14 protein-coding genes and 1 pseudogene are annotated in these 13176 nt (G+C 59.9%); 11 read left to right on the forward strand and 4 right to left on the reverse strand.

Translation table 11 applies throughout. The features are described from left to right. Positions 1-136 precede the first annotated feature (136 nt). Together B3F77_RS13015 and B3F77_RS21005 are read right to left on the reverse strand one after the other, a co-directional pair. Positions 137-904: a 3-hydroxyacyl-CoA dehydrogenase gene (locus B3F77_RS13015; RefSeq protein ID WP_293605361.1), complete on the reverse strand. Its 768-nt coding sequence runs from the start codon at positions 902-904 to the stop codon at positions 137-139. A gap of 220 nt (positions 905-1124) precedes the next feature. Beyond that, positions 1125-1256 (reverse strand): annotated as a pseudogene (locus B3F77_RS21005) (Fe(3+) ABC transporter substrate-binding protein); the annotation flags it as partial. 299 nt (positions 1257-1555) lie between these two features. Here B3F77_RS21005 and B3F77_RS13025 point away from each other — a divergent pair. After that, the gene (locus tag B3F77_RS13025; RefSeq protein WP_293605383.1) at positions 1556-2434 is read left to right on the forward strand and encodes a patatin-like phospholipase family protein; all 879 of its coding nucleotides are present in this window, start codon (positions 1556-1558) and stop codon (positions 2432-2434) included. A 272-nt stretch (positions 2435-2706) separates the two neighbouring features. On the opposite strand, the gene B3F77_RS13030 is transcribed toward B3F77_RS13025, so the two are convergent. Continuing rightward, positions 2707-3252: a phasin family protein gene (locus tag B3F77_RS13030; RefSeq protein WP_293605384.1), complete on the reverse strand. Its 546-nt coding sequence runs from the start codon at positions 3250-3252 to the stop codon at positions 2707-2709. A 287-nt stretch (positions 3253-3539) separates the two neighbouring features. Here B3F77_RS13030 and B3F77_RS13035 point away from each other — a divergent pair, with 287 nt between their 5' ends. The 9 genes from B3F77_RS13035 to B3F77_RS13075 all read left to right on the forward strand — a co-directional run bounded on the left by B3F77_RS13035 (position 3540) and on the right by B3F77_RS13075 (position 12118). Beyond that, on the forward strand, positions 3540-3992 hold the full coding sequence (locus tag B3F77_RS13035; RefSeq protein ID WP_293605362.1) for an acyl-CoA thioesterase: 453 nt from the start codon (positions 3540-3542) through the stop codon (positions 3990-3992). Continuing rightward, positions 3989-4732, forward strand: coding sequence for a nitroreductase (locus B3F77_RS13040; protein ID WP_414703010.1), 744 nt, complete (start codon positions 3989-3991; stop codon positions 4730-4732). Before B3F77_RS13035 ends, B3F77_RS13040 begins: the two co-directional genes overlap by 4 nt. A gap of 4 nt (positions 4733-4736) precedes the next feature. Continuing rightward, complete coding sequence (locus tag B3F77_RS13045) at positions 4737-6635, forward strand: ABC transporter permease (RefSeq protein WP_293605363.1); 1899 nt, start codon at positions 4737-4739, stop codon at positions 6633-6635. Beyond that, positions 6635-7405 carry an ABC transporter ATP-binding protein gene (locus B3F77_RS13050; RefSeq protein WP_293605364.1) on the forward strand — a complete coding sequence of 257 codons (771 nt, stop codon included), beginning with the start codon at positions 6635-6637 and terminating at the stop codon, positions 7403-7405. The genes B3F77_RS13045 and B3F77_RS13050 overlap by 1 nt, the downstream gene beginning before the upstream one ends. Next, the gene (locus B3F77_RS13055; protein WP_293605365.1) at positions 7398-8048 is read left to right on the forward strand and encodes an ABC transporter ATP-binding protein; all 651 of its coding nucleotides are present in this window, start codon (positions 7398-7400) and stop codon (positions 8046-8048) included. The genes B3F77_RS13050 and B3F77_RS13055 overlap by 8 nt, the downstream gene beginning before the upstream one ends. A 63-nt stretch (positions 8049-8111) precedes the next feature. Then, complete coding sequence (locus B3F77_RS13060) at positions 8112-8462, forward strand: FKBP-type peptidyl-prolyl cis-trans isomerase (protein ID WP_293605366.1); 351 nt, start codon at positions 8112-8114, stop codon at positions 8460-8462. 75 nt (positions 8463-8537) lie between these two features. After that, on the forward strand, positions 8538-9734 hold the full coding sequence (gene pncB, locus B3F77_RS13065) for a nicotinate phosphoribosyltransferase (protein ID WP_293605367.1): 1197 nt from the start codon (positions 8538-8540) through the stop codon (positions 9732-9734). A 51-nt stretch (positions 9735-9785) separates the two neighbouring features. Beyond that, complete coding sequence (gene nhaD / locus B3F77_RS13070) at positions 9786-11069, forward strand: sodium:proton antiporter NhaD (protein WP_293605368.1); 1284 nt, start codon at positions 9786-9788, stop codon at positions 11067-11069. 68 nt (positions 11070-11137) lie between these two features. Then, positions 11138-12118, forward strand: coding sequence for a 2-hydroxyacid dehydrogenase (locus B3F77_RS13075; protein WP_293605369.1), 981 nt, complete (start codon positions 11138-11140; stop codon positions 12116-12118). 46 nt (positions 12119-12164) lie between these two features. Here B3F77_RS13075 and B3F77_RS13080 read toward each other — a convergent pair whose 3' ends face one another. Then, the gene (locus B3F77_RS13080) at positions 12165-12914 is read right to left on the reverse strand and encodes a TVP38/TMEM64 family protein (protein ID WP_293605370.1); all 750 of its coding nucleotides are present in this window, start codon (positions 12912-12914) and stop codon (positions 12165-12167) included. A 33-nt stretch (positions 12915-12947) separates the two neighbouring features. Between B3F77_RS13080 and B3F77_RS13085 the strand changes: the two genes are divergently transcribed. Further along, on the forward strand, positions 12948-13148 hold the full coding sequence (locus B3F77_RS13085) for a hypothetical protein (protein WP_293605371.1): 201 nt from the start codon (positions 12948-12950) through the stop codon (positions 13146-13148). Positions 13149-13176 lie beyond the last annotated feature (28 nt).

Consider the following 13176-nt stretch of genomic DNA (forward strand, 5'->3'; position numbering starts at 1 on the left):
CGGCTCCGACTGACGGTCATTCAGCGCTATTTAACAGTATTTTATGCCTCTAGCCCAATAGCAGCGGGCGTAATCAGCTATCAAAAATAGAGCAAAAAAAGCCCCCGCCTTCTGAAAGCGGCGCACAGTCAAGTCCTCAGCGGGGCGCCAGGCGTATGGCGCCGTCGAGGCGGATCACTTCGCCGTTGAGCATGTCGTTTTCAAAAATGTGCTTGACCAGCCTGGCGTAGTCTTGCGGCGTACCCAGGCGCGAGGGGAAGGGCACGCTGGCGGCCAGCGAGTCTTGCACTTCCTGGGGCATGCCAAACATCATCGGCGTGCCGAAGATACCGGGAGCGATGGTCATGTTGCGGATGCCATTGCGCGCCAGGTCGCGGGCAATCGGCAGCGTCATGCCGACAATGCCGCCCTTGGAGGCGCTGTACGCGGCCTGACCAATCTGGCCGTCGTAGGCGGCGACCGAGGCCGTGGAAATCAGCACGCCGCGCTCGCCGGTGGCTTCGGGCTCGTTTTTGCACATGGCGTCAGCCGCCAGGCGGATCATGTTGAAGCTGCCCACCAGGTTGACGGTAATGGTTTTGCTGAACACGGCCAGGCTGTGCGCGCCGTTTTTACCCACGGTTTTTTCGGCCGGTGCAATGCCGGCGCAATTGACCAGGCCCATCAGCTTGCCCATGGACACGGCTTTGGCCACCACGGCCTGACCGTCGGCCTCCTGGCTCACATCGCACTTCACAAAAGCCGCCTTGCCTTCGCCCAGTTCCTTGGCAATCGCTTCACCCTTGTCGGCCTGCATGTCGGCAATCACCACCTTGGCGCCATTGGCTACCAACATGCGCGCCGTACCTTCACCCAGACCTGATGCGCCGCCGGTGACGATAAAGACTTTGCCTGCGATATCCATGGGGTTGTTCCTTGAAGTTGAAAGGTTGGGAAAAGTTTGAGAAAAACTGGAGGCTAAGGGAAAATAAAAGGGTTTGAAATTGACGTTTACGTCAACGTCACCTTGAATATCAATTATGGCCCATGAAAAAGCCCGGTCATTTTTCAAGGGTCGCGCTTGATTGATCTTTATCTTGTCACCCACCACCACACGGTTGGGGGGTGGAAAAGCCGAAGCAGGTCGCGCCTTCGGCTTTCAGTCGTGCCAGAATGCCGGCTTCGTCAGCGTCCACGCGGTTGACCTTGATGCCCGTCGCCTTTGTGACGTTCTGGTACGGGGCTTCGTTGGTCTGGCAGTGGCGCGCAGAATACAGCTAGCTTGACGCCCGTTCCTGGAGCTGGCGCACCATACAGAACCCAACAGGACGGCAGTGACTAGTGCAAGGGCGCAAGGCGGGCAAATGAAGGCGTTTTTTTGAATAGGGTAAAAGAAACCCATAAAGGTTGGATGTGAATGAAGTTTAGTTTGATGGCATTGAGAATTAGTTGTAATGGTCGCATCCGGGTTGGATTGACGGGCAATGGGGGTCTTGGCGGTGATGTGGGTGGAAAGGCGTCTTTGGGTGTGAGCCAGCGGGTGACTGGGGCCTGGCAGCGCCTGCTGCTGCTGGTCTTGCCCGCTTTGCTGCTGGCCGGTTGTTCCAGCCCTCCCAGTGGCCCGGACGCCACGCCGCCAGCAGCGGCCATTGCGACAGTGAAGAAGCCGCTGAAGATCGGCTTGGCGCTGGGTGGTGGTGCCGCACGCGGTTTTGCCCATGTCGGCGTTATTGCCGTTCTCGAAGAGGCCGGGCTCAGGCCTCAGTTTGTGGTCGGTACTTCGGCCGGCAGCCTGGTGGCGGCGCTCTATGCCAGTGGCAAAACCAGTGCCCAGCTGCAGCAGACCGCGCTCAACATGGAAGAGGTCGCCATCACCGACTGGATGCTGCCCATTTTTGGTCGCGGCATGTTTCGCGGTGATGCATTGGCCCGCTATGTCAACCAGCTGGTGGCAGGCCGTCTGATGGAAAACATGGTCATCCCGCTGGGCATTGTGGCGACGGACCTGAACAGCGGACAGGCTGTGTTGTTTCGGCGTGGCGACACCGGCACAGCGGTGCGTGCGTCCAGCGCGGTGCCGGCGGTGTTTGTGCCGGTCAAGATCAATGGCCATGAGTACGTTGATGGTGGGCTGGTGTCGCCGGTGCCGGTGCATTTTGCCCGGCAGATGGGCGCTGACCTGGTGATTGCCGTCGATATCTCCGATCCGCCGGAAGCCAACCCGGCCGGCGACACCTTGCAGATTCTCTTGCAGACTTTTTCTATCATGGGCAAAAGCATCAACCGGTACGAGCTCAGGGATGCCGATGTGGTGGTTCGGCCTTCGCTCACGGGCTTGAAGAGCGCCGATTTTTCGGCCCGGCAACGCGCCATCGACTCGGGCCGGGCGGCCATGCTCGCGGCGCTACCCGCGCTCAGGGCCAAGCTGGAGGCTGGGGTGGTGCCGGTCCATTAAGACTTTCCCGGTAGATCGCTCTGTTTTTGATAGCTGTCTATGCCCGTTGTTCTTGGATTAAGGGCTGATTTGACCAAAAAAAAAGCCCAATCTTGCGATTGGGCTTTAAGCAGGTCCGTGAAACTGAATTTCTGGAAGGACCCGAGGAGACAACTGGTTTGAAGCCTGTTCAGTCAAACAGGATTTCGGCGGCAGGCTCCGTGAACGCTGGCGTTTGCGCTGCCAAGGGTTGTGGCCAAGCCGACAACTCTGCAGCGCAAGGCGCAGATCAATTAACGCTTTTTGGTAGCGGTCTTGGAGGCGTTCACAGCGGAAGCTGCCACGGTGTTGAAGTTGGTTTCGGCCATGTCGCTAGCTTGTTTGACGGCTTTTTGCACCGACTCATACGCGTTGGTAGCAGCAGCCACGGCGCTTTTCATCACGGCCACGGCGGTCTCGGAACCAGCAGGTGCGTTATTTGCGGCGCTATCGACCAAGCCTACAAATTTCTTTTGTGCATCAGCAGCCTGACCTTCGAAGGTCTTGCTCAGTTCGGCACCGGCAGCCGAAGCGATGTCATAGAGGTGGCGGCTGTAAGCGGCGGTTTTCTCAGCCAGGGGTTGGACCATACCGGCTTGCAGAGCCAGCAATTCCTGTGCGTCTTTCACGCCCATGACAGCTTGTGCGTGATTGGCGGTTTCAGCCAGGGCAGCCTTGGTGGCTTGCACGTTCAGTTCGACCAGTTTCTCGACGCCTTCAAAGGCTTTTTGGGTCAGACCAAACAGGGTTTCGATGTTGGCTTTGTGGGAGGCCATGATTTGTTCAGCAGTTAGCATAATTAATCTCCGGATAAGTTGGTAACGGTAAATAGTTGCCCTGCGCTGAATTGCTGCACTGCAACATAAAAGTAATTATAGGGATTACCCGGACGATTGCAAGCATGTTTTGCTGCAGTGCACCATTTTAGACGTGACGACCTAGTCTGGGCTCCAGATATCCAGTGTGTTTGGGGTGCTTCAGGTCTTGCCAAGCATGGGTAATCCCCCGGCTTTTCCGGGGAGACAGTAGAAGTTTGATGTATGCGTAGGTACCTGCTGCGTCGTTCTGACTGGCAAAATAGGCTCTCATGACTTCATCCACGCGACCACAAGCCGAACCCCGCAGCGCCTATAAGGTTTTTCGCGATATCGGCACTCGCTGGTCCGACAACGATGTTTACGGTCACATCAACAACGTTGTTTATTACAGCTGGTTTGACACCGCCGTCAACGGCCTGCTGATTGAGCGTGGTGCACTGGACCTTCATTCCACCAAGCCTGGAAGCATGATTGGCCTGGTGGTCGAGACCCAGTGCAACTACTTTGCGCCGCTGACTTTTCCTGAGCCGGTGGTCGCGGGCATTCGCGTGGCGCACATCGGCTCGTCCAGCGTGCGCTATGAGGTGGCGCTGTTTCCGGGGGATGAAGACCAGCCATGTGCGGCCAAAGGCCATTTCGTTCATGTCTATGTCGACCGCGCCACGCGCCGACCGGCACCCTTGCTCCCTCAATTACTTGCCGTACTGGAGACCCTGACGTGACCCCATCTCTTTCCGCGCCTGCGGCTGGCTGCCTCCCTGGCCCTGAGGCTCCCAATGTCGTCGACTGGGCGATAGTGAGCCGCCAGTCGATGCGCGAATTTCTGCCCACGCCGGTGCCCCGTGCAACCATCGCCCGTCTGCTGGAAGTCGCCAGCCGCGCCCCCTCAGGCACCAACACCCAGCCATGGAAAGTCTATGTGCTGCAGGGCGCCAGCAAGGGCAGCCTGGTGGACAAGGTTTGCCAGGCGCATGACGCCCTGCGCGCCAACCCGGCGCTGGCGGCTGAATACAAAGAGGAATACGACTACTACCCTGAAAAATGGGTGCCACCCTACATTGACCGGCGCCGTGAAAACGGCTGGGGCCTTTACGGCTTGCTGGGCATTGGCAAAGGCGACAAAGACAAGATGCACGCGCAGCACCAGCGCAACTTCCGGTTTTTCGATGCACCGGTGGGCCTGATGTTCACGGTGGATCGGGTGATGGGGCGTGGTTCGCTGGTGGACTACGGCATGTTTTTGCAAAACATCATGGTCGCCGCGCGCGGCCGCGGCCTGCATACCTGCCCGCAGGCGGCCTGGAATGGCTATTCAAAAATCATCCTGCCGCACATCGGCGCCGGTGAAGGCGAGATGCTGGTCTGCGGCATGGCCCTGGGGTTTGCCGATGAAACGGCGCTGGTCAATACCTTTCGCACGCCGCGAGTCAGTGTCTCGGAATTCACTAAATGGCTAGATTGAGCGCATGACGTTTTCCGTGGTCCAGCTGCTCGGCGGCCTGTCTTACGCCACCACGCTGTTCCTGATGGCTGCGGGGCTGACGCTGATATTCGGTGTGACACGCATCGTCAATTTTGCGCATGGCAGTTTCTTCATGCTGGGCGCGCTGTTCACGGCGCACTGGGTCACCGACTGGTTTCCGGCTTGGGGCGAAAGCGCACCGTTGTATCTGCTTGCTATGCTTTTAGGAGCTGCTTGTGCAGGACTGGTAGGCGCTATAGCCGAATTCTTCTTGCTAAGAAGAATGGCCAGGGCGCCTGAGCTGTACCAGCTGGTGGCTACCTTCGGCCTCACGCTGGCGCTGCATGACGCGATGCAGTGGGGTTTTGGTCCCGATGAAGTGTTTGCGCCGCGTTTTCCGGGGCTCAGAGGCTCGGTGCAAATCGGTGATGAGTTGTTTCCTGAATACCAGCTGGTGATGATTGCGCTGGGTCCGCTGGTCTGGCTGGGCCTGCACTTGTTGCTTAGGCGCTCGCTGTTTGGCCAGCGGCTGCGCGCCGCCACGCAAGACCGTTCCATGCTGGCGGCGCTCGGTATCAATCCCAAGCCGCTGATGCTGGGTGCTGTGGTGCTGGGCTGCGCACTGGCGGGGTTGGGCGGTGCTTTGGTATTGCCGCGCGAGCCTGCGAATCTGCAGATGGACATGAACGTGATTGTGGAAACCTTTGTCGTCGTCGTCACGGGCGGCCTGGGCAGTATTGGCGGTGCTTTTGTGGCGGCCTTGCTGATCGGCCTCGTTCATACCTTTGGCATCGTGGCGTTTCCACAGGCCACGCTGGTGATTGTGTTTTTGACCATGGCGGTGGTGCTGGTGTTTCGCCCCCAAGGGATCAACGGCTTGCCGGCCGCTTCGCATGAGGCCAGTGCAGGCGCGCGCGAGGCGGCGCAGAAGTTTCGCGGCCTTAAGCTGGGGCGCCTCTGGTCGTCGGCTATTGCCGCAAGTTTTGTGTTGCTGGCATGCCTGGCCTGGGCCGGCGGGCCATACTGGCAAACACTGGCGGCCGATGCGCTGATTTTGATGATCTTCGGCATCAGCCTGCAGGCCATGATGGCGCTGGGCGGCCTGGTGAGTTTTGGCCATGCCGCTTTTTTTGCGCTGGGTGGCTATGGTGCCGCCTTGTCGCACAGCCTGTGGGGGGCGTCGCTGCCGGTGGCGCTGGCGACTGGTTGCGCCGCGGCGCTGGGGGTGGCCGCCGTGTTTGGCGCGGCGGTGGTGCGCAGCGCGGGGGTGTATCTGGCCATGCTGTCGCTGGCGCTGGCGCAGATGATTTGGGCCAGTGCGAGCCAGTGGGTCAGCCTCACGGGCGGTGACAATGGCCTCATTGGCCTCACGTTGGTAAATGACGAGGGAAGGCCGCTTTTTTATGCGCTGCTGGTGGCGCTGGCGCTGATCGCGGTGCTGGCGCTGCGGCATACAGGCCAGTCGGTCTTTGGCGCGGCGTTGCAGGCCGGGCGTGATGCGCCCTTGCGCGCGGCGGCATCCGGGCTATCGGTGGGCTGGCTTAAATACCGTATCTTTGTCGAGAGTGCGGTGCTCGCGGGCCTGGCCGGAGGCCTTTTTGCCGCGAACAAGGGCGCTGTGTTTCCGTCGCTGGCGGGGGTAGCTACCTCGGTGGATGCCTTGCTGGTGGTGTTGCTCGGTGGCGTGCATCAGCTCTGGGGCGCGGTGGTGGGCAGTGTGGTGCTGAGCTATGCCAGCGCCGAACTGGGCCGCGAAGTCACTTACTGGCGCGGCCTGCTCGGCGTCTTCATCATGCTGATCATGGTCGCCTCGCCGTCAGGCCTGCTGAGTCTTGGGGGCCTGCTTTCCCGCAGGGGCAGACGCCGTCTGCGGGCTGACCGTGCCATTCAGGGAACCGACTGATGCTGCAGGTTCAACAACTGGTCAAGCACTTTGGCGGCATACGCGCGGTCGATGGCGTGAGCTTTGAGGTCTCGGCGGGGGAATGCGTGGCGCTGATCGGGCCCAACGGCGCGGGCAAGTCCACTTGTTTTGCCTGTATTGCAGGCCAGTATCTGCCTACCAGTGGCCACATTGTGTGGAGCGGTCAGGTGCTGGACAAACTCGCCCCTGCAGCCCGTTTGCAGCACGGCGTGGCGCGCACATTTCAGGTGGCTCAAGTCTTTGAAGCGCTGACGGTGCTACAAAATGTGCAGCTGGCTGCGCAGGCCCGTATTGGGCTTCGGGCCATTTCTGCCTTCAAAAACCTGGACAGGCAGTCACGCGAGCCGGCCTATGCGCTGCTCGAACAAACCGGCCTGCGGGCGCTGGCAGACCAGGACGCGCTGAGCCTGCCCTATGGCGCCAAAAAGCGGCTGGAGCTGGCCGTGGCGCTGGCCGCCAGCCCGCAGCTTTTGTTGCTTGACGAACCTGCTGCCGGCCTGGCCGAGCAGGAGCGTGCCAACCTGATGCAGCTGGTGAAAGGCCTCGCAGGGAGAGGCATGGCCGTGCTCTACACCGAGCACAACATGGACGCCGTGGCGGGCGTGGCCGACCGCGTGCTGGTGCTTATGGAGGGCCGACTGGCTGCGCAGGGTTCGTTCGAGGACATTTCACGCGACAGTACGGTACGCAGGCTTTACCTGGGTGACGGGCTGGTTGATGTTCAGGTTGATGGGGCTGCTCATGCTTGAGGTGGAAAGGCTCAACGCCTTTTATGGCCCGGCGCAGGCCTTGTTCGACATATCGCTGCAGGTCAGGCCCGGTGAACTTGTCGTGCTGCAGGGGCTCAACGGCGCAGGCAAGTCCACGCTGCTCAAGGCCTTGATAGGTCTGGAGGTGCGAACCGAAGGCCGCATCCTCTATCAAGTGAACCCAACGGAAGCAGGCTCGGTGGACATTCGGCGCTGGGAAACCCACCGGCGCGCACGCGCGGGCCTGGGCTACGTAGCCGAAGACCGCCGGCTGTTTACCGGACTGACGGTGCGCGAGAACCTGCACGTTGCAGCCGGCCGTGATGCGCCGGCCCATGAAGCCCGGGTGCTCGACTTGTTTCCGGTGCTCAAGACCAAGCTCAAGCGGCCTGCCGCGCAGATGAGCGGCGGCGAGCAGCAAATGCTGGCCATCGCCCGCACACTGATGACAGGACCGCGCATTTTGCTGCTTGATGAACCTTGCGAAGGCATTGCGCCGGTGCTGGTCGGATCCATTCGCGATGCCTTGCTGGCGCTCAAGCGCGAAGGCATAAGCCTGCTGGTGGCGGAGCAAAACCGCTTGTTCGCAGCCCGTGCGGACCGCTTGCTGCTGCTGGTTGCGGGTAAAGTCAGGGGTTCGTGAAAAAAGGCTGGTTTCTTTTTTCCTGTTTTGTTTTTCAACCCATGTTTCAAAAAGGACATTGCCATGACCACCACCACTCCATCAGGACTGCAATACGAAGACACCGTTCTGGGCACCGGTGCGATTGCCAAGGCGGGGCAGCGCGTCAAGGTGCACTACACCGGCTGGCTTTATAACAACGACGTGCAGGGCGCCAAGTTTGACTCCAGCAAAGACCGTGGCCAGCCGTTCCAGTTTTCGCTCGGCGCCGGTGAAGTCATTCGCGGCTGGGACGAAGGCGTGCAGGGCATGTCGGTGGGCGGCACACGTCGCCTGATCATCCCGGCTGCACTCGGCTACGGTGCACGCGGCGCGGGTGGTGCGATTCCTCCCAACGCCACCTTGCTGTTTGAAGTGGAATTCCTCGGCACCTGAGTTGAAGCGGGCCCCATTACGGGGTCCGCGAACCTGACTCACCACCACCGCACCCCAGGGCCTCAAGCGTTCTCCATGATCATCACCAGCCTGCTCGATACCGACCTGTACAAATTCACCATGATGCAGGTGGTGTTGCACCAGTTTCCCGGTGCCGAGGTGGAATACCGGTTCAAGTGCCGCAACGCCGGTGCCGCCGGGATCGGGGACCTTGCGCCCTTCGTGAACGAGATTCGCGAAGAAATCCGCGGACTCTGCACTCTGCACTTTCAGGATGCCGAACTGGCCTACCTGAAGGCCTTGCGCTTCATCAAGAGCGACTTTGTCGATTTTCTGGGCATTTTCAAGCTCAACAAAAAATACGTAAGTGTTACGGCCCTGCCCTCGGGCGATATTGACGTCTCCATCAAAGGTCCTTGGCTGCACACCATCCTGTTTGAAATTCCGGTGCTTGCCATCATCAATGAGGTCTACTTTCGCAACACGCAAAAGCAACCCGATGTGACCGAGGGCCGAAAACGTCTGGACACGAAAATCGGGCAGCTGCAGGCCAGTAGCCTCGGGGAACTCAAAATTGCCGACTACGGCACGCGCCGGCGTTTTGGCAAGGCTTGGCACGAAGAGGTGCTGCGCACGCTGGTGACGCGGCTGGGCTCGGGGTTGTCGGGGCAATTCGCCGGCACCAGCAATGTGCTGTTCGCCATGAAGCTGGGCGTGACACCCCTGGGCACCATGGCGCACGAGTACATGCAGGCTTGCCAGGCGCTCGGGCCGCGGCTGCGTGACAGCCAGGTGTTTGGCTTCGAATCGTGGGCCAAAGAGTACCGCGGCGATCTGGGTATTGCGCTGTCGGACGTCTATGGCATGAGCGCCTTCCTGCGCGATTTCGACCTGTACTTCTGCAAGCTGTTTGACGGGGCCCGCCATGACAGCGGCGACCCGTTTCAGTGGGGCGAGCGCATGATCGCGCACTACGTGGACAGTCGTGTCGACCCCAGAACCAAGACGCTGATTTTCAGCGACGCGCTCACGATACCCAGAATCATCGAGCTTTACCGGCAATTCAGGGGGCGCTGCCAGCTGGCTTTTGGCATTGGTACCAACCTGACCAACGACCTGGGTTACGAGCCGCTGCAGATTGTGATCAAGATGGTGCGCTGCAACGGCCAGCCGGTCGCCAAGCTGTCGGACACGCCCTCGAAAAACATGTGTGATGACGAGAAATACCTGGCCTACCTGCGCCAGGTTTTTGACATTGAGCAGCCCGCATAATTCGTCGGCATGTTTAACCTTTATCCGCTGAAAGTACCGAGGTAAATTTAAATGCTCACCGCGCTGATAGTCATTTTCGTGCTGGCCTATGCGGCCATCGCCCTGGAGCATCCGCTCAAGATCAACAAGTCCGCTTCCGCCTTGATCGGCGCCGGGCTGCTGTGGACCATTTACGCGGTGTCCTCCGGCGAGTCCACTATGGTGGCCGCAGAGCTCGGCGAGTCGCTGATGGGAACGGCGCAGATCGTCTTCTTCCTGATGGGGGCCATGACCATCGTCGAGGTGGTCGATGCGCACAACGGGTTTGACGTGATCACCTCGCGCGTCAAGACCACCCGCCTGTCCTCACTGATGTGGATGGTCGGTTTCATCACCTTCTTCTTGAGTTCCATCCTGGACAACCTGACCACCACCATCGTGATGGTTTCGCTGATGAAGAAGTTGCTCGACAAGCGGGATGACCGGCTGTTCTTTGCTGGCATCATCGTCATTGCCGCCAACGCGGGCGGCGCCTGGACGCCGATCGGCGACGTCACCACCACCATGCTCTGGATCGGCGGCCAGATCACCACCCTGGCCATCATGAAGGGCGTTTTCCTCCCCTCGATGCTGAACCTGCTGGTGCCGCTGGCGGTGACCAGCTATCTCCTTGGTGACCGCCCGGTCGTGCCGCCGCAGCGTGCGGCAGACGAGGACGCGCCGCAGAGGAGCGCGTTCGAGCGCAATCTGATGTTCTTCCTGGGCCTCGGCATCCTGGTGGCGGTGCCGCTCTTTAAGACGGTAACGCAGCTGCCGCCCTTTATGGGTATTCTGTTTGGCCTGGGCATCCTGTGGGCCGTGGGTGATCTGGTGCACCGCAAAGAAGAAGATATCAGCAAGCAACGCCTGACCCTGGCACGGGCGCTCACGCGCATCGACATGAGCTCGATCGTTTTCTTTATCGGCATTCTGCTTGCCGTGGCGACCCTGGAGCACTCCCACATTTTGTCCTCGATCGCGGAGTGGCTTAACAAGACGGTGGGGCGCCAAGACATCATTGTGGTGATCATCGGCCTTATCAGTGCAATCGTCGACAACGTGCCGCTGGTGGCGGCTTCGATGGGCATGTATCACCTGGCCCAGTACCCCTCCGATAGTTTTCTGTGGGAATTCATGGCCTATTGTGCTGGCACGGGCGGCTCCATCTTGATCATTGGCTCCGCGGCTGGCGTCGCTGCCATGGGGCTGGAAAAAATAAACTTCTTCTGGTATGTCAAAAAAATCAGCGGGCTGGCGCTGGTAGGGTATTTGGCGGGCGCGCTTGTGTACATCGTCCAGTACCGGCTGATACATTGAAAAATTCAGCCCGAAGGAAAAAATCCTGACGGGCTTCATGGAAAACATTTGAATAGGAGACGGTCTGGATGAAACACAAAATACTGGTTGCCCGAGCCATCTTTCCCGAGATCATCGACAAGCTCGCACAGCATTTTGAGGTCGAATCCAACCAGAACGATGAGACCTGGTCCAAGGCCGAACTGACCGAGCGTCTGAGAGACAAAGATGGCGCTTTCACCACCGGCGGTGACCGTATTGATGCCGAGGTGCTCGCCGCCTGCCCCAGGCTGAAGATCTGCGCCAACATGGCGGTGGGCTACAACAATTTTGATATCGAGGCCATGACGGCAGCCGGTGTGCTGGCCACCAATGCGCCCGATGTGCTGACCGAAACCACCGCTGACTTCGGCTTTGCCTTGCTGATGGCCGCCGCCCGCCGCATCACCGAGAGCGAGCACTATTTGCGGGCCGGCAAGTGGAGCAAGTGGAGTTACGACATGTTTGCGGGCTCCGACATTCACGGTGCCACGCTGGGCATTCTGGGCATGGGCCGCATCGGACAGGGAATTGCCAAACGCGGTGCGCATGGCTTTGGCATGAAGGTGATTTATCACAACCGTTCCCGCCTCGATGCCGCGCTAGAGGCAGACTGCAAGGCCAGTTATGTCAGCAAGGAAGCGCTGCTCAAGACGGCCGACCATGTGGTGCTGGTGCTGCCGTATTCGCCAGCGTCCCACCACACCATTGGCGCTGCCGAGCTGGCCCTGATGAAACCCACCGCCACGCTGATCAATATCGCACGCGGCGGCATTGTCGACGATGCCGCCCTGGCCGTAGCGCTGCGTGAAAAACGCATTGCCGCGGCAGGCCTGGATGTGTTCGAAGGCGAGCCCAAGCTCAATCCTGATCTGCTGACGGTGCCCAACGTCGTGTTGACGCCGCACATTGCCAGTGCCACGGTGCCGACGCGTCTGGCCATGGCCGACCTGGCCGTCGACAACCTGATTGGTTTTTTCAAGGATAAAAGGCCTCTGACCCCCTTGAATCCTCATGTTCTTGCTCTTTAATCGATAGCGTGTCCGGCGGCCACCGGCGTGCCGCAGGCGCTTGTGGCTACGAGAGGGATGCGCGCTTGTGTCGCCGTCGCCACCAAAGCCAGGCCAGGCCCAGTGCGACAAGCGCCACAGCGGCAGCAGAGAGCAGCACCACATACTGTTTTTGCATGAACGCGTTGCCGAGAAAAACCGTACCCAGGGCATACGGAAGCTCGGTGAGCACCAGCGCGCCGAAATAGATGCGCAGCGGGTAGCCGAGAAGCCCGAAGAAGTAGCCCGAAACGTCTGACGGAACCGCCAGCTGAACCAGCACGGCGGTGACGAACGAGCCACCTTCTGGGATACGATTTTCGTAGCGGTCGAACATTCCACCGGGCAGCATCCGCTGCACGGCGGGGCGTTTCAGGCGGCGGCCAATGGCGTAGGTGACAAGCCCGCCCAGACACCAGCCACTCCACAACAAGAGAAAGCAGCCCATCTCGCCCCAGGTCTGTATGCCAATGGGAACGATCAGCACACCGGAGAAGAACACCAGCATGGCCGAGAGCGCCGCCAGCGCCATGAAAATCAGGGCGCCCAGCACAGGGTGCTGTGAAATCATTGGCTCGGCAAGCGCAATGGCAGCGACGATCTGGTGGTGAACCTTGTCGGACAAGGCCAGCAGCCCGGTGACGAGCAGGACAGCGATCAGGATTCCCGCGCGCCGCGAGATGTCGGATGATGAGCCCCAAAGCCCTGAGTGTTCCAGGCTGGCGCCTTTGGATGCGCCCTGCGGCGGCGATGGAGGAGGGGCAAGCGGTGCGGGCATCGAGAGTTTGAGTTACGTTTCTAAGCTGGAATTATGCGGCGAACCATCAATTGGCGCGCGCGTGGTCATGGCACGCAGCCAGGCACCGAACGCTGGCGCAAGCAGTATCACAAGCAGCCCGAACAGCATGAGGTCGCCTTGCGCCAGATGCTGTCCTACCCTGCCGCTATCATCGCGCCAGGAGATCACGCTGTGATCAATGATGAAGTGAACGAGGTTGCAATGATGACCTGATTGCAAAAGATTGCCCTGAAGGGAAGCT

This window comes from Polaromonas sp. UBA4122, assembly GCA_002381615.1.
Taxonomy (GTDB): Bacteria; Pseudomonadota; Gammaproteobacteria; order Burkholderiales; family Burkholderiaceae_C; genus Polaromonas.